General features: G+C 47.0%; 11 protein-coding genes. 6 read left to right on the forward strand and 5 right to left on the reverse strand.

Annotation, left to right across the window (positions count from 1 at the left end; translation table 11 throughout):
* The first annotated feature begins 301 nt into the window (after positions 1 to 301).
* Positions 302 to 4069, forward strand: coding sequence for an S-layer homology domain-containing protein (locus AAIH57_RS00115; protein ID WP_430020205.1), 3768 nt, complete (start codon positions 302 to 304; stop codon positions 4067 to 4069).
* Between the two features lie 64 nt (positions 4070 to 4133).
* Here the strand turns inward: AAIH57_RS00115 and AAIH57_RS00120 are convergent, their stop codons facing one another.
* Complete coding sequence (locus AAIH57_RS00120) at positions 4134 to 5894, reverse strand: cache domain-containing sensor histidine kinase (RefSeq protein ID WP_175399784.1); 1761 nt, start codon at positions 5892 to 5894, stop codon at positions 4134 to 4136.
* Positions 5895 to 6165: 271 nt separating this feature from the next.
* Between AAIH57_RS00120 and AAIH57_RS00125 the strand changes: the two genes are divergently transcribed.
* The 4 genes from AAIH57_RS00125 to AAIH57_RS00140 all read left to right on the forward strand — a co-directional run bounded on the left by AAIH57_RS00125 (position 6166) and on the right by AAIH57_RS00140 (position 10765).
* The gene (locus AAIH57_RS00125; RefSeq protein ID WP_246311174.1) at positions 6166 to 7077 is read left to right on the forward strand and encodes an ABC transporter permease; all 912 of its coding nucleotides are present in this window, start codon (positions 6166 to 6168) and stop codon (positions 7075 to 7077) included.
* A 24-nt stretch (positions 7078 to 7101) separates the two neighbouring features.
* Entirely contained in the window at positions 7102 to 7992 is an 891-nt protein-coding gene (locus AAIH57_RS00130; RefSeq protein WP_175399786.1) for a carbohydrate ABC transporter permease, read from the forward strand.
* Positions 7993 to 8122: 130 nt separating this feature from the next.
* Positions 8123 to 9733, forward strand: a complete 1611-nt coding sequence (locus AAIH57_RS00135) for an extracellular solute-binding protein (RefSeq protein WP_175399787.1) — start codon at positions 8123 to 8125, stop codon at positions 9731 to 9733.
* A gap of 144 nt (positions 9734 to 9877) precedes the next feature.
* Positions 9878 to 10765 carry a divergent polysaccharide deacetylase family protein gene (locus AAIH57_RS00140; protein ID WP_430020206.1) on the forward strand — a complete coding sequence of 296 codons (888 nt, stop codon included), beginning with the start codon at positions 9878 to 9880 and terminating at the stop codon, positions 10763 to 10765.
* Here AAIH57_RS00140 and AAIH57_RS00145 read toward each other — a convergent pair.
* Positions 10740 to 11501: an N-acetylmuramoyl-L-alanine amidase family protein gene (locus AAIH57_RS00145; protein WP_175399789.1), complete on the reverse strand. Its 762-nt coding sequence runs from the start codon at positions 11499 to 11501 to the stop codon at positions 10740 to 10742. The genes AAIH57_RS00140 and AAIH57_RS00145 overlap by 26 nt on opposite strands.
* Before the next feature lie 214 nt (positions 11502 to 11715).
* Between AAIH57_RS00145 and AAIH57_RS00150 the strand changes: the two genes are divergently transcribed.
* Positions 11716 to 11940, forward strand: a complete 225-nt coding sequence (locus AAIH57_RS00150; protein ID WP_175399790.1) for a YqzE family protein — start codon at positions 11716 to 11718, stop codon at positions 11938 to 11940.
* A gap of 103 nt (positions 11941 to 12043) precedes the next feature.
* Here AAIH57_RS00150 and AAIH57_RS00155 read toward each other — a convergent pair whose 3' ends face one another.
* The 3 genes from AAIH57_RS00155 to AAIH57_RS00165 all read right to left on the reverse strand — a co-directional run bounded on the left by AAIH57_RS00155 (position 12044) and on the right by AAIH57_RS00165 (position 16285).
* Complete coding sequence (locus tag AAIH57_RS00155; protein ID WP_175399791.1) at positions 12044 to 13099, reverse strand: hypothetical protein; 1056 nt, start codon at positions 13097 to 13099, stop codon at positions 12044 to 12046.
* Between the two features lie 178 nt (positions 13100 to 13277).
* Complete coding sequence (locus tag AAIH57_RS00160; protein ID WP_246311182.1) at positions 13278 to 14522, reverse strand: YqhG family protein; 1245 nt, start codon at positions 14520 to 14522, stop codon at positions 13278 to 13280.
* Between the two features lie 2 nt (positions 14523 to 14524).
* Positions 14525 to 16285 carry a DEAD/DEAH box helicase gene (locus AAIH57_RS00165; RefSeq protein WP_175399792.1) on the reverse strand — a complete coding sequence of 587 codons (1761 nt, stop codon included), beginning with the start codon at positions 16283 to 16285 and terminating at the stop codon, positions 14525 to 14527.
* Positions 16286 to 16423 lie beyond the last annotated feature (138 nt).

Here is a 16423-nt window from a genome sequence, read left to right on the forward strand (position 1 = left end):
CTGATTCTTCTAATCAATGAAAGAGACATTCCGATACGAATCGTAAAATTGGGATATGGATCATTGCCATTTCTCTTTTTACAATTAGGCATGTAACCTAATCATTCAGCCCCAATAATAGGAATTCAGACAGCGGGCAATGCGAAACAAGGAACAAGGGTTCATGGAAAAACAGAGAAGGAGGATGAGCATTTTATAATAATTTGAAAGCGATTACAATAACAAGTGCTACTGCTTAAATGGACAAAGTAAACGCAGCGATAGCCCAATCATTATGAATTTGGAGGAATGTTATGTTTAAATGTGTCCTGAAAAAGCCTTTGTGTTCCTCTTGATCTTCTCTCTCGTGACAGGCATTGGTCCGATTGCAGGCATGGTCCATGCGAACGACGCGAATAGCTATGAAGCCGAGGCGGAAGGAAATACGCTGAGTGGAAATGCCTCTGTCTCGGATAGCCCGTCTGCTTCAGGAGGCAAGAAGGTCGGAGGCATGTACCAAGGCAGCTCATTACAATTCAACAATGTAACGGTGAGCGAGTCGGGAAGTTATAAAGTCGATGTTTACTACATTTCGGGTGATCCCCGGCCGTTTAATATTAGTGCCAATGGTGGATCGAAGCAATTTGAGGAACCACCGAAGACTGTGGATTGGGATACCGTGGGAAGTTATACTGTGACGCTGCCCCTGAACGCAGGGAGTAACACGATCCTGATCGACGATAACAACTGGTACTCCCCTGACATCGACAAGATTGTCATTGTCGGATTGGAAGACAATGAAGAGGAACCCGGGAATCCTAACGAAGAAGACGACTTGGGGATACCAGGCGATACGCATCAATATGGAGCAATATCGGTAACGGATTATACGTACGGATTTCTCATATCCAATGAACATTATGAAGTATCTTATAATACCCAGACAGGCCTTGCCGGGTATAGCTGGGCGGACGGACAGAAGCTTCGAGGTGTATACAGCAGTATTAAAATGGGCGAAGCTCTCGTGGAGAGCAAAGATTATGAGAGTCATGCAAGTGCTGGTGCACCGAGGGAATTGGAAGACGAATTCGGCAAAGGGATTGAACTTGCATTTGTTCATACATCGGCTGGCAAACCGACATTGAAGCAGGTTTATCGTTTCTATGAAGATAAGACGTATTTTCTGACCAGCCTGAGTGCAATTAGCGAAATGGAGATCATGAGCAATTATATATCCCCGATTACCGTGAGCAATACGGGTGGGGTGGACATTGGGGATAGCGCAGATAATCGTGTCCTCACTGTGCCTTTTGACAATGATGCCTGGATTCGTTACAAATCCCAAACGATGAATCGCGCAGATACCAGTTATGAAATGACCGCCATCTTTAATAACGCAACACGCAACGGATTGGTGATTGGTTCTGTGACCCATGATACCTGGAAGACAGGTATTGATTGGAAAGGATCTGCTAATCGCCTTCATGAGCTTATCGTTTATGGAGGGGCTGCGAGTGATGTTACCCGTGATACGCAGCCACATGGCAGTCTGACTGGCACGGAGCTGTCCTCGCCGCTGATTATGGTGGGAGGGTTCAGTGATTACCGGACAGGACTTGAAGAGTATGGGAAGGCCAATGCAATTATAACTCCGCCGCTGAAATTGAATCCGCAGCTTCCGCAAGGCGTTCCAGTCGGCTGGAATAGCTGGGGAGCATATGGCAGCACACTGTCTTACCAGAACGTTGTGGATGTCTCCAACTACTTTAAGAACCATTTGAACAAATTCAACAATAACGGCAATGTCTTTATCAACATGGATTCCTACTGGGACAATTTGAGCGATGAAGAGCTTGCACAGGCTGTATCTGTAATTAAGGGCAACGGTCAGCAAGCAGGGATCTATTGGGCTCCTTTTGTGTACTGGGGTAACAATATGAGCCAGATCGTTGAAGGCACCAATAACCAGTATACGTATGGCGATATTGTGCTTAAGGACAATGCGGGTGATCCTCTGCCTACCTTGGATGGTGCCTATCCACTGGATGTAACGCATCCGGGAGCCAAAATGCGGATGAATTACTTCCTAGATAAGTTCAAGAATCTCGGGTTCACCTTCATCAAACTGGATTTTCTGACCCACGGCTCTCTGGAAGGAACACATGTTGACCCGAAAGTATCCACTGGCATCCAGGCGTACAATGAAGGCATGCGTTATGTTGAAGACCGGCTGGATGGAAAAATGTTCATTAGCGCATCCATTGCACCGATCTTTCCAAGCCAATATGCTCACAGCAGACGCATCTCCTGCGATACCTACGGCAATATCAATGAGACAGAATATATGCTGAATTCATTAACCTATGGCTTCTGGCAAAATGGAACCATTTATTCCTATACAGACCCTGACCATCTGGTATTAAGCCGTGCTTCAAGTTTGGCCGAAGCCCGCAGCCGGGTTAACTCTGGTGTAATTGCCGGGACTGTGATGATGGATTCCGATGATGTGAACGATCCAAAAGCTCAGGAATATATGACTGCCTTGTATAACAATATGGAGGTTCTGAATGTTGCGCTGAAGGGGAAGGCATTTAAGCCGCTTGAAGGTAATACCAACGCGAATGCTGCAGATACGTTTGTGCTCAAGGATGGCGAAGATTATTACCTTGCCATATTTAATTACAGTGCTGCCAATTCGACAGCCCGAACGGTTGACTTTGAACGCGCCGGACTGAATGCTTCCCAATCTTACTCGCTAACAGACCTATGGTCAGGAGAAGTTTCTTCCGTCTCGGGTTCATGGTCGGCAGCTCTTGAACCAGCTGAATCGAGATTGGTGAAGTTAACGAAAAACACGAATACCCCTGGAAACCCTGGAAATCCATCAAATCCGGAAAGCCCTGGGACTCCCGAAAACTCAGGCAGCCTTGGCAATAATCATAACAACACTACGTCTGGGAACATCCCGAACCAAGGTGTTGTCACTACAACCCTGACGATCACGGCAGATATGCTGCAAATCAACAGGGAGGCTGGAAAAGCTGTAGTGGAGATCAAGGCAGATACGAAGGAAGTGCAGTTATCTTCTGCTATTGTCCGCCAGCTCGGAAACTACACGTTGGCAGTGGAATCGGGTAAGCTAAGTCTCCACATCCCTGCTGAGGTGCTGCAGCAGCTTCTAAATAAGCTGCCAGAAGGGCAGCGGGAAGACAGCACGATTTCTCTCAAAATGGTTTCGCTTGGCAGTAGAGCCAATGAGGTCATTGCTGGAGTGCAGACCAGGTCACGTGCAAAGGTATCGCTGAAGGGAGGGATCTACGAGTTTAGTTTATCGGTTCAGAGTAAATCGGGCTTAAGCGAAACACTTTCCAATGTTGAAAAACCATTCGTCCTGGGTCTAAGTGCAATGGAAGGTTTCAATCCCACACAGGGCGGCATTTATGCTATTGCGGATCATGGCGGGCTTGATTTTATTCATGGGGAGTATGCAGCTAATGTACTCACTGGAGAAATCAGCGACTTCAGCACATATGCTGTTTTGGAGCTGGATCGCACCTTTACGGATGTCCCTGCCTACCACTGGGCGAGCCCCGTCATCAAGGAGTTGGCGGCCAAGCTGCTTGTTGAAGGTACAAGCGGAGACCTGTATGAACCAGGACGTGCGGTTACACGAGCCGAATTCACTTCCATGCTTGTACATTCCCTGGGATTGACATCAGCAGGTGAAGTGGAATTTCGTGATGTAACGGCTGATCGCTGGTATGCTTCGCCTATCTCCATCGCGTACAAGGCGGGAATTGTAAGCGGCAAAAGTCAGGATAAGTTCGAACCGGATAAACCAATTACTCGTGAGGAAATGGCGGTAATGCTGATGAAGGGATATGCCTTGGGAAGGAAACAAGGCCCTCTAGTTTCCAAGGATGCAGCATTCACGGATATGAATCTGATTTCATCATGGGCAAATGCATCAATAATGACAGCTGCCAATCTTGGCCTGATTCAAGGGAAAGGGCAGGGGCAGTTTGGACCCAAAGAGATCGCTTCCCGGGCAGAAGCGGCACAGGTCATCTATAACCTGATTTTGAAGTAATTCTGGGGGCTGCGGAGTGATCCGCAGCCTTATTTATGTATTTCAATTAAGAATTCGTGAGCTATCAGACCTGAACTTGATTCTGGGGAAGGATGATTCGTATGGTCGTCCCCGCACCCAGTCGGCTGTATACTTTTACACCGTAATATTCACCAAATTTCAGCTTAATCCGTCGATCTACGTTGGATATCCCATAACCTCGTCCTGGTTTGTCTTCAAGCAGTGATTGAAGGGTATCACGCGACATGCCCATGCCGTCATCTATGACGGAGAGAATAATTGAATTATTTTCGACGACCCCTTTGATGTGAATATTCAGTGGCCTTTCCTGATTCCAAATGGCATGAATAATCGCGTTCTCCACAAATGGCTGCAGAGCAAGCTTGACAGTGGAGTAAGGCAAAACCGTTTGATCGATAGTATAGATGAAATTCAGCTGTCCCTTGAACCGAATGAGCTGAATGGCATTGTAACTCTGAGTCAGTTTTACTTCCTCGTTAATGGTTAGAATGCTTTTACCTTTATTCAGTGATATCCGATAAAACTTGGCCAAATTCAGAACCATCTCCTGAATTTGGGGATCTTGATGTTTTATGGCGAGAGAAGAGATCGAGCCCAACGTGTTATACAGAAAATGAGGGTTGATCTGGGCTTGCAGAAGATCGAGTTCGGCCTCTTTACTCTGCAGCTCCTTCTGATATACCTCGGTAATGAGACTTCTCAAACGGGTTGTCATTTGCTGAAAAGCAAAATGAAGCTGGCCTATCTCATCACTGCCCAGTTGTTCTTCATGCGTTGGATTAAAGTCGCCGCGTTCGATCCGCCGAATCATCCGGATTAACGTCCTGATGCGTTTGCTGAACAGCGAAGCGGTAATATAGATCAGTAACAGGGCTACACCAATAAAGCCGAGAGAAATTTTGATAATGAGCTGTGACAATGATTTGGCATCCTTGATAATGCTGTCATAAGGAAAGATGGAAACCGTTTTCCAGCCATTTTTCAGCGTGTTATATACGGCGAGTGCCTTGACCCCCTGATAGGTCGTGTCAAATCTGCCGGAAAGAGATTCTCCGAAGTTTTGCTGAAGCAGTTCCGGCAAACGGGTATTGATTAACTTTTTGTCTGCAGATGATAAAATAATGCCTTGGTCATTCATGATAAAGATATCTTTGCCTCCGGCTTCCTTTTCCATTAACGAATAGATAACAGACTCGGAAATTTGGAATACGAGCATGCCATAGGGATATTGATTGCTATTATTGTTCAGCAGCCTCGCAAGGGTAAACATAGCGGGACCTTCCTCTGTTATCGGGGAGGAGAGGTGAACAATATTACCGTACGACTGCTGCAGTTTCTGGTATAGTTCGGTCTCTTGAACCTCAGGTGTAATGGGCTTGATATAATAATGATCTTTGGGTAGGGATGGGTTGTCCGAGTAAATGAATGCGCTATCAAAATCAGGGTAGGCAGCCATGATGGTATCGATGCGATTACCAATATAATTATAGACATCCAAATAGGAAGGATCATCCTGATATTCAGACGTCAGGTAATTGGCTAGTCGATTATCCAGATAAATAGAGGCTGAAATATGCTCATAGCTGTCCAATTTATTTTCCAAGTTTTTGGTAATCTGTGCGGTGGAATTCATCATATTGATGTAAATCTGCTCGGTCAGCTTGGATTTGGTGAGTTCAAACGAAAAATAAACCAACAGCATCATCGGAATAATGGTGACCAGAACAAATACCAGAAACAGTTTGGACCTGAAGCTTAGATTCACAAATGGCATATAGATGTATTTTTTGTAAAATGGACGCATGAAGGAGCCCTCTCTCCATTGAAGATTCATTACATAGAGTTCATCATAGCAGACCAAATATGGAAATCCAATAACGGTTTTCACCGAAAACATCGTTAAAAAGCGGCATTTTTCGGAGCATTGAAGTATGGTAAGCAAGCGCTATCAAAATTAAGATGAAAAGGTAAACAGTTGAATCAGGATCAGGCCAATCATGACTGTTATAAAGAAAAAGGGAGGGCATTTGATGCACAAGGTAAGCGCTATCAAAACAGTCAGGAGCAATAATCTGATGAGCAGACTAAAAGACCAAAAGTGGTTATTCGTGCTTATGCTACCTGCCTTCATTGCAACATTGTTATTTTCCTACGGCCCCATGTTCGGGCTATATATGGCATTTACCAATTATCAGCCGGGTGGGGAGTCATTTTTTCACCAGTTCTTTCATGCCGAGTTTGTAGGCTTCCGGTGGTTTGAGTATTTCTTCACCACGGGAGATTTCTACCGGGTCATGCGCAATACGCTTGCAACAAGCTTGCTGACATTGCTATTCGGGTTTCCTGCACCAATCATACTCGCGCTAGTACTGAACGAAGCCAGACAGGGATTTTTCAAGCGTTTTGTACAGACAGTATCGTATTTGCCCCATTTTATCTCATGGGTTATTGCCGCCAATATTGTGATTACGCTGCTTGCTTCAGACGGAATGCTGAATAATATTCTGGTTCTGCTGGGGATTGTTGATGATCCGATTGCTTTTATGCAAAACGGACCTTTGTTCTGGTGGATTATTGCCTTGTCCAACATGTGGAAAGAGATGGGCTTCAGTGCAATTATGTATCTTGCCGCCATTTCCTCAATCAATCCGGAGCTCTACGAAGCTGCCAGGGTGGATGGAGCGAGCAGATTTAAGCAAATGTGGCACATCACTCTTCCTGCGTTGCGCCCAACGATTGTGATCCTGGCTATTCTTGCGGTTGGTGGAATTTTGAATGCGGGCTTCGAACAGCAGTATCTGCTGCAAAATAACACCGTGCTCGAATATTCGGAAGTCATCGATATTTATGCTTACAAATATGGCTTGCAAAACAGTATGTTTTCATACGGAGCAGCCGTTGGAATGTTCAAATCCGTTGTCGCATTTATTCTCGTTGTCATTGTGAACCGTATCTCAAGAAAAGTAAACGACCAGGCGTTATTTTAAACAAGAAGGAAAGGAGTGCTCAGGATGTTATTGAACAGATTCGGCGATCAGATTTTTAAATTGGTTGTTTATCTCATTCTTATCATGGTGCTATTAGTTACATTCCTGCCCTTTTGGAATATACTCGTTCTCTCATTAAACAGCGCGGAGGATACGGTCCGTGGCGGCGTGTACTTGTGGCCTCGCGTCCCTACCTTGGACAGTTACAGCCAAATTTTGAAGGACAGTGAGATTCTGAACGGGCTGTGGGTCACGGTCAAACGAACGCTGATTGGTGCACCGCTGTCGGTGCTGGTCATCACGATGCTGGCCTATCCGCTAAGCCGGCGGAATTTGGTGGGGCGCAAGGGCTGGAATTTGTACTTCATCTTCACGATGTATTTCGGCGGCGGATTGATCCCCTATTACATGGTACTTAAAGCCCTGAACATGATTGATACGTTCTCCGTCTTCATTCTGCCCAGTCTGATGAATGTGTTTTACATGATTATCGTACGTACGTTCATGGAGCAGCTCCCCCATGAGATTGAGGAATCGGCCAAAGTGGACGGAGCCAACGATCTCACGATTTTTTTCCGGATTGTGATGCCGCTGACGACACCTGTACTTGCGACAGTGGGATTATTCCAGGCGATTGGCCATTGGAACGCGTGGTTTGACTCTTATGCCTTTACTTACAGCTCGGACCTGAAGACTTTGCAAGCTGTTCTGGTCAAAATCTTGAGTCAGTTTCAGACCGGTGGGATGGTATCGCAAACGCAGATGCTGGCCAACTCAGCCAAGCGAAATGCTGTTTCGAGTGACACCATCCGAATGGCAGCAACAATGGTTGCAACGTTACCAATTATTCTGGTATATCCGTTTTTGCAGAAATATTTTGTCAAGGGTATGACTTTGGGAGCCGTAAAGAGTTAATCTATTCGTTGGTCTGGTTGCCGGAGGAGAGTTATTCGGCGGCCGCTCCTGAGAGGGGGTGGTACAGCGTTAATTGGTTGCCCAAATAATTCAGTAAAGAACTTATTCATTGGGAGGAATTAGGGTGTCAATGAAAAAAACAAAAAAATGGATGGTCATGGGCATTACTGCTGCATTAGTCTTCGGTTTGCTGGCGGGCTGCTCCTCAAATGAGGAAAAAGAAAGTTCGGGTACAGACGAAAAGGGAACTGAACAAGGCCCTATTACATTAACCTGGTTTGATGGCAATACCAAAGGAGAGCCTTTCACCGATGCTGTAGCCCAGCAAATCACCGAAAAGACCGGTATAGAGATTTCCATCCAGCAGCCGACGGGAAATCCGACGGAAAAGCTGAGCTTGATGCTGGCGAGTGGTGATTACCCTGATGTGGTGGTCATGAGCCGTGGAGATGCCTCTTTGGATAAATACATCTCAAGCGGGGCCTTCATTCCACTTGATGAGTTAATTGAGAAATACGGATCGGATCTGAAAGATATGTATGGGGACACATTGACCAAGACACGTTATACGGACGGCAAAAATTATTACCTGGCAAATTGGTATGGCCTCGATAGTGATCCGGTGTTTGGCATGCTGATGAGGCAAAGCCTGCTGGAAGAACTTGCCCCGGACAAGGCGGATGGGTCTGAGCCGCTGACGACGGACGAGTTTGAATCACTTCTTAAACAGTTCAAAGAGAAATACAACACGATAGATGGCAAAGAGTCGGTCCCCATGACGATGAATGGGGAGAACATGGGGGCGAATCTGGGGACCTTCAAAGGGATGTGGGGTCTAAAAACCTATTACGATAATAACGGACGACTACAATATGATGTCAAGGATCCAAAGTATCGTGAGATGTTACTATATATGAATCGTCTGTATAGAGAAGGATTGATCGAGAAGGAATTCGCCATTAGCAAAACACAAACGTGGATTCAAAAGCTCACGACAGGAGCGGTATTCTCCACCCCAGGCGCGTATTGGGATCCAGGAAACGGAAATGCAGCGCTGAAAAAGGATGGCGGGGAGAAAAATCAGTTATTTGCTTATAAAGTTGTAGCTCCTGGCGTAGACCCGGGTCAAACCACTTTTGGACCAAGAAGCTCGCTCGGGTGGGATGCCATCGCCATTACCAAAAATAATAAACACCCCGAAGAAACGATGAAGCTGTTCAACTATCTGGCCAGTGATGAAGGACAGCACTTGCTCCTATGGGGCAAGGAAGGCGAACAATACACCATGGTGGATGGCAAGCGGCAGCCTGACCCAGCATTCCTGCAAAGCTTCAAGGATAATTGGGATGAGACTGTGAAGACAAGCGGGGTTCGGAAATGGCTGTGGTTTATCAAAAATGGTCTGGACCCGAATGGACAGCCGTATGATATGGCCGTTAAATACCAACGAAGTGAAGTCGATGAACTTGCGATCAAGACTTTGGGCGATTCGGTATGGGATACCGCAGAATATGACAACCTCAATCCAGACGGCGGAACACCGGAAGCGCTGACGGCCCAAAAGGTCAAGGATATTATGGACCAAAGCATTACGAGAGCCATTATTGCTCCAACCGAGGCAGAAGCGAATGCCATCTTCGACAAAATGCTTGAGGATATGAAAAAGGCCGGAGATGAGAAGGTGGAAGACATCATTAACCAGAAATACGTACAGCGCATGGAGCTGTGGGGTAACAAATAAGCTGGACTGATTCGTGTTTTAGTGAAGGGGATCTTCTCTCGGGGAGGTCCCCTTCTTTTTGACGGGAACAGGCTTTTTTTGTCTAACATATTCCTACTTCATTGTTCAAATAATGATGTAACAGAACAAAGGAGGGAACGAGGGATGAAAAAGGCTGAACGAACAGGGGCGTCCAGTCCATGGACGATTCGAATTTCTTTGATGCTGGTGTGTATGCTGGTTATCGTTTACGCAGGAGGGCCAATGATTTGCAGTGCAAGGTCACTTGCCGCAGAGGAAACACAACCAACCGTAATACCTCAATCCAAAACACAGCATAAACGAATGGCAATTATTATTGATGATGCGGGCAATGACATGAAAGGCACTGCGGAGATATTAAACATGCCAGTCAAACTTACCCTTGCCGTGATGCCATTTTTGCCAACCACGAAGAAAGACGCTGCGGCTGCACATGAAAAAGGAATGGATGTGATTGTGCACATGCCGATGGAGCCCAAAGTTGGAAGACCTGAGTGGCTGGGTCCCGGTGCGATCACATCCAATCTGACGGACAAGGAAGTCCGCGAACGAGTGGAGAAAGCCATTGATGATGTTCCCTACGCCATTGGCATGAACAATCACATGGGATCCAAAATTACTTCCGACAAACGCATCATGTCGATTGTGCTCGATGTATGCCGCGAGCGTGGGCTGTTTTTTGTGGACAGTCGCACCAATTTTCGTTCGGTTGTGGGTGAACTCGCTGTCTCCAAAAATATGCCTCCGGTTGGCAATGACATTTTCCTTGATGACCGAAATTCGAAGCCGCATATTCGTCAGCAGATGGATTTGGCTGCCAAGAGAGCCTTGGAGAAGAATATGTGTGTCGTCATTGGGCATGTGGGTCAGACGGGACTAAATACATCCAGCGTTGTGCGCGAATCTGTCACCCGCCTGCAGGATCAAATTGAGTTTGTCGGCATCGGAGATCTTGTTCGTGAAGTTTGGCACTGGCATGCTGCCCCTACACTGCCGACAAATAATAAATAATGCCATCTGCAATGGACTGGGCGATATGTTTCTGCTCTGCAGGATCACTCATCATGGCCCGGTCTTTTGCATTGCTCAGAAATCCCGTTTCAACGATAACTGCCGGCTGTTTCACCTGATTCAGCAGATAGAAAGGTTTACCCCACACTACACCGCGCTGTGTACCAAACAGATGATTAAGTTCGGTCTGGATGGACTCTGCGAGCAGGTAGCTGCGGCCTTCCTTTTGGTGGAGTACAATCGGTCCACGTGTAGCTGACTTTGGACTCCAGTTGGCATGGATACTGACAACGATATCGGTGCTTACTTCTTCACTGAGGCTCTTGCGCTGGGCCAGGTCCTTGCGATGACGAGACCTGCTGTTCAGCCAGCGATTCTCATCACTAAGTGCATAATCACCAAGCCGGTTGATGATGACAGCATACCCTTTGCTGCGAAGCAGAAGGTACACCTTTTGACTGATGGCCAGATTGATGTCTTTTTCCAGTACCCCGTGTTCTGTCGTCCCGCCGTCAATACCGCCATGTCCAACATCCAGCAAAATGACTGGAGCAGCAAATGCGTGGTGTGTGGAGCGATAGGCGTCCCCATCGGTAACAGGCAGCAGCGAGGGACTCACAGACTTAGGGATGGAATGTGGTGATGGAATAGCAGCGGAGATGGCTTGTGCAGGTGTCAAAAGCATAAAATTAATCCCGATCAGCCATGCCATCAATGCCGTCAGCAGCTTATTCATGAGTTATGCACGCTCCTTCTTATCATTGGCATCTTACCCACAAGGAATGGATGGATACCTTTGGCATTAGACTGTGCAATATTGGTTTTTTCATACTTCGTGAAGAAAAAAATTGTTTATCCATGGGCTGATCTGCGCACAATAGAGGTATCGTACCCGGGAGCAAATCGATGCGAATGATGCAAAATCTAAGGTACAAAGGAGGCAGAGGATTATGGCCAAAAGTGATGAGCTGGTGAAGTATATTACGCAGCGTGTCGTTCATTTTATGGATACACCAAAAGAAGAGCGCAAGGGGCGTACAAAAGCAAAAGAGCCTTGGGCAATGAAATGGTTTGGCATGCTTCCGTTTGCTGTATCCCTCTGGGTAGGGAAAAAGGAAAAAGCATTGGACTCAGGTGGGAAAATGCAAAAACGAAGTTCTTCTGGCAAAGGATAAGCGGTTAAACTGACGCAGCAGATTGAAATTAATAAGACGCATTCCTGATTCAGAATCAGAGGATGGCGTCTTATTTGTGTTTTTGTTGTCTCCAGAAGGATCTCTATGGCTTAAAGGTATAAAAATGACCATCCTCGATTAGGGTATCCAGAGGAACAAATCGTCTTACCGAAGAATGTCCCCCGATCGCCACGTATTCCATTTGCTCCGATGTATTATGCTTTTGCCAAACCTGATATCCGCTTACAGGAAGAGGGCCGCCATATAACACATTACGATCATCGGCAGAAAATACGATATGTTGATGCTTTTTCCACTGCTTTATCAATGGCTCCAAACTTGTTGCAGGGATCGCTTTGGAAGTGATCCATGACAGATTGTCAGCCGGATCAAATACAGGTTGCAAATGGATAAAATCTGCTGTGAATGATGAGACATTCGATGATTCTTCCATTTTGAAACGAAGCTGTGCAGATACGGGGAGCACGGAAGATCGAATTTGCTCATCTCCAGAGCTGCGCTCATGGGCCTTCACGACGCTGTTTGGTAATGTGTCGCCGTTGGTTGCGTCAATATAGATTGCAGCAGTACCGGATTGCTCCACTTCCCAATACGCAAGCAGCGGGGAGGCATATCGTAAATGTATATCCACTCCGCGAGATAACTCCTCCAGATTCAGATCATGTCTTTTAAGGGATTGCTGGAGCAGAGAGATGTTGTAAGGATTTTCTTCTCCTTGTCCATATTCACTTAGGTGCAAATGCCCACTTCGGTCAGCTGTAATAATCATATATCCAATGGGTTTTCCATCAACATGGGCATTGACAAGCCAGCTGTGTGTACCCGGGCCAAGAGGGGAAAAATCGAGCTCTGCGTCATTCCAGCCTTGGTTGGAAGGTTGGATGGAGCCAAGGGATATGGTCTGTTGATGCGCAAACTGCTGGACAGCAGCAGGAGCGAGTGTCCCGGAACGAAGGGAAGCCTCGGTCATTGCATTTGTTAACTGAAAAGACAATAGCTCAGAGGCCGTTTCATCCAAACTCAAGGTTTCCTCTGCTTGCAACGATGTAGACAAGGTTGTTAAACCTAAGAGGCACATGGCACCAATACCTGCTGCCCGGCGAATACCATGCCACGGTCTATGGAAGATTCGTTTCATAATAACACCTTCTTTTCTAGGGTACATCATGACGAATGGAGCCGATTATTCGCTGCATGATCACTTCTAGGTTCATTCTAGTGGACAAGCCATGCAAAGGTTGCTGCAACCTGTCGGGCCGCCACTCATGAATAAACACTACTTTTGACGTCATTTGCTGGAAAAGTAGTGTCTGCGTCTATCTTAAATGAAACATGCCGCTGCTAATGGCAGTGACCTTCACTTTGGGCTCATACTGCCAGATCATTTCTGTTCGGCGCGTCTCATATTGCAGTTTCATCGCTTCACGGTCCATTACAGCCTGTCTGGTCTTCTCCTGTTCGGAATCCGTCTCTTCATCCAGCGGGACGATCGGCTCAGCAGCAAGCTCTGCATCGGTGCCAGGTTTCTTCCCCGCCGCTCCTATTGATATTCGATTCACAGGAGCAATACGGGAGTGATCTTCCGTAGTGGACTGAATTCCTTTGGTTGTCGTTTGTCCCTGTCCCTTGGAAGCAGTAAGGTGTTCCGCAACTGAGGTGTCGTCATTTACCTCGACTTCAGGTGTATCCTCTCTCAGAACTGCTTCATAGTAGGCATCCACTACACCAAGTTCCAGATCCAGTCTTGCTTTGGCCTGTTCAGCCCACCCGTAATCCAGTTCCAGCAAGCGTTGAGTGAGATGTGCTTCCAGGGCTGCTCCAGCATCAGATAGCGATACCTTGGCGGTCTGAACATGCATGTTCTCGGCCAGTCTTGGGCTAAGGTCTCGCCGGTTCAGCTTGGAGCCGAACTTTTCGATAATTTCACCTGTGCGAAGAGAGATACCAAGAAAATGAAGTTCCTCTCGTTTCAAATCGCAAGCAAATTCAACTTTGAAACAGACACCGAGCCAAGGCTCGTATACGGCCGGTGCGGCAGCACGCAGCTGACGTTTCGGGGCCTGCTCGAACAAATTCACAAATGCTCCGCCTTCACGGGCCGCATCGAAGATCTGCTGCAGTCTGCGACTGCCATAGACAACATCTTCACGCAAAATCCGGCCGGGACCGAGCTGCGGAAGTGCTGGAGTAATGCCGAAATAACGGCCAAGAATTGTATCTTTGGGTGCATCCGGAGTGGAACCGGAACCCGCATTCAATCCGCCGGAAGTATCTTGACTGGCAGAAGGAGGGGGTGAAGCTTGAGCAGCTCTGGCTTCTGCTGCCTCGATGGCTTGCTGATGGGCTGCAGGGTCAAATACGAACGTAAAGGACATCGTTTCAGCCGGAGCACCGGTTCGCTCCACAAACCCCCAATAATAGGGACGGTTGGTTAGAGCCTTATCCGCTTCAGGCGAGAGTTTCACTGTTATATGTGCAGGGGATCGCTCCATAATCTGACAATCCATCGCTTCGAGATAGGTAGTCACATAAGTTTGAACTTCATGAGATGACATGGTCATGGTTAGTGTCCTCCTTTGCCCAGATCCAGAAGGGAAACAGACGGAACTTCATCGGCGACTTCACGCTGAATGGAATTCAGCGATTGCCCAAGTGAATCCATTTTGCGACGAATGTCTTCTTCGTTTTGGGATTCGAGCATGATTTTATACAGACTCTTTTCGATGGATTCTTTTTTCTCGAGTCGTTCCAGAATGACATCCAGTCCGCCAATGACCATTTCGAACATATTGATCTTTTCATGCAGCAAATTCAGGATATGTTCCTCAATGGTGCCTGTCGTTGACAGATTGTAGATATTCACATCATTTTGCTGTCCCAACCGGTGTACCCGGCCAATCCGCTGCTCCACCCGCATGGGATTCCAGGGCAGGTCGAAATTGATCATGTGATGGCAAAATTGGAGATTGATGCCCTCGCCGCCAGCCTCGGTTGCAATCATCGCTTGGACACGGCCGCGGAACAGGTCCATCATCCAGTCCTTTTTTCCCCGGTTCATACCGCCCCGATAGGGAACAGCGGTTAGTCCGTTGTTGCGGAAGTAATTCAGCAAATACTCCTGCGTGGCCCGGTACTCGGTGAAAATGATGACCTTCTCATTCATGTTGCGAATCAGTTCCATCGTTTTCTCGGCTTTTGTATTTTCCTTAATGGCCTTGATATGGGCAACCAGTTCCCAGATCTTGTCCCGGAGCGGGGAGTCCAGCGGGAGTTTCTTGGACAGATTGACCAGTGTAACGAAAACAGCATCCCGGCTGCTGCACACTTCCCGCTGTAACGTGACGAGAGAAAGCATGCTGCTCAAGTTTCCTCCGGCTTCCTGATACTGGTCTTTAACAAAAGAGGTCACACCATCATATAAAGCCTGTTCTTCAGGCGATAGCTGCAAATTCACGTTGGAGACGTTCCGTTTGGTGAACTGTACCGGACCTTCGCCGCGGCGATTGCGGATCATGACTTTGGACAATTCGTCCTTGAGCTGCTCCTGATTTTTCGGAACGCGTTTATCCACGACAAAGTTGGCTGCAAAGTCGCCCTGACGACCAAGCTGGCCCGGTTTCAGCAGATTAATCAGATTAAACAGCTCGCTCATGTCATTCTGAACGGGGGTTGCGGTCAGCAGCAGACAATATTTTTTGCGCAGTTTCAGCATGAACTGGTAGTTTGTCGTTTTTTTATTTTTGAGCTTATGGGCTTCATCAATAATAATCATGTCATAGTCCGTGTTCAGCAAAATGTCCTTATGTGGATCTCGCTTCGCAGTATCCATGGAAGCCACGACAACTTCATTTTGCCAGGAATAGGCCTTTTTCTGTGCAACTGCTGGAATGCCAAACTTCGAATTCAGCTCTCGAACCCACTGAAGTACAAGGGATGCAGGAACGAGAATGAGCACCTTGGATACGAGACCACGGACCATATATTCTTTTAAAATCAGACCTGCTTCTATCGTTTTTCCCAGTCCGACCTCATCGGCTAGAATGGCACGGCCTGACATTTCAAATAATACCTTGCGTGCAGTGTCCAGCTGGTGTGGAAGCGGGGTGAGCCCCTGCAAATGCTTCAAACACTGTATTTCATCAAAGTTGGGAATCAGATTGGTCTCTTCTGCCTGAATGCCAAGCTGAAAGAGTCTGTAATCCCCCCAAGGTCCGCCCTTATCGAGTCGTGACTCCAGCTGTGTCAACCAGCTGCGATCGAATTCAAGCGGAACGGGCAGTTCAGCTGCAGGTTGATTCATGTGAAGCGGATGTTTCCGGTTCATGGTGATGCCTCCCCTGCCATACATGATGACGTTTTATTCGTAGGTTATAGTATGGACGAATGAGGGGCAGTTCATAACCAGGCTCCAAATAAGGTGCGAAATCTGCCTTTTATGCCCAAAAAATTCACAAATTCAGAA

The organism is Paenibacillus sp. MABNR03, from assembly GCF_050455445.1.
Lineage (GTDB): Bacteria > Bacillota > Bacilli > Paenibacillales > Paenibacillaceae > Paenibacillus > Paenibacillus xylanilyticus.

Excerpts from the sequence above, each read along its gene's own strand:
- AAIH57_RS00145 (WP_175399789.1), bottom strand. The coding sequence starts at position 11,501 with ATGAATAAGCTGCTGACGGCATTGATGGCATGGCTGATCGGGATTAAT.
- AAIH57_RS00135 (WP_175399787.1), top strand. The coding sequence starts at position 8,123 with ATGAAAAAAACAAAAAAATGGATGGTCATGGGCATTACTGCTGCATTA.
- AAIH57_RS00125 (WP_246311174.1), top strand. The coding sequence starts at position 6,166 with ATGAGCAGACTAAAAGACCAAAAGTGGTTATTCGTGCTTATGCTACCT.
- AAIH57_RS00140 (WP_430020206.1), top strand. The coding sequence starts at position 9,878 with ATGAAAAAGGCTGAACGAACAGGGGCGTCCAGTCCATGGACGATTCGA.
- AAIH57_RS00120 (WP_175399784.1), bottom strand. The coding sequence starts at position 5,894 with ATGCGTCCATTTTACAAAAAATACATCTATATGCCATTTGTGAATCTA.
- AAIH57_RS00165 (WP_175399792.1), bottom strand. The coding sequence starts at position 16,285 with ATGAACCGGAAACATCCGCTTCACATGAATCAACCTGCAGCTGAACTG.
- AAIH57_RS00150 (WP_175399790.1), top strand. The coding sequence starts at position 11,716 with ATGGCCAAAAGTGATGAGCTGGTGAAGTATATTACGCAGCGTGTCGTT.
- AAIH57_RS00155 (WP_175399791.1), bottom strand. The coding sequence starts at position 13,099 with ATGAAACGAATCTTCCATAGACCGTGGCATGGTATTCGCCGGGCAGCA.
- AAIH57_RS00115 (WP_430020205.1), top strand. The coding sequence starts at position 302 with ATGTGTCCTGAAAAAGCCTTTGTGTTCCTCTTGATCTTCTCTCTCGTG.
- AAIH57_RS00160 (WP_246311182.1), bottom strand. The coding sequence starts at position 14,522 with ATGACCATGTCATCTCATGAAGTTCAAACTTATGTGACTACCTATCTC.
- AAIH57_RS00130 (WP_175399786.1), top strand. The coding sequence starts at position 7,102 with ATGTTATTGAACAGATTCGGCGATCAGATTTTTAAATTGGTTGTTTAT.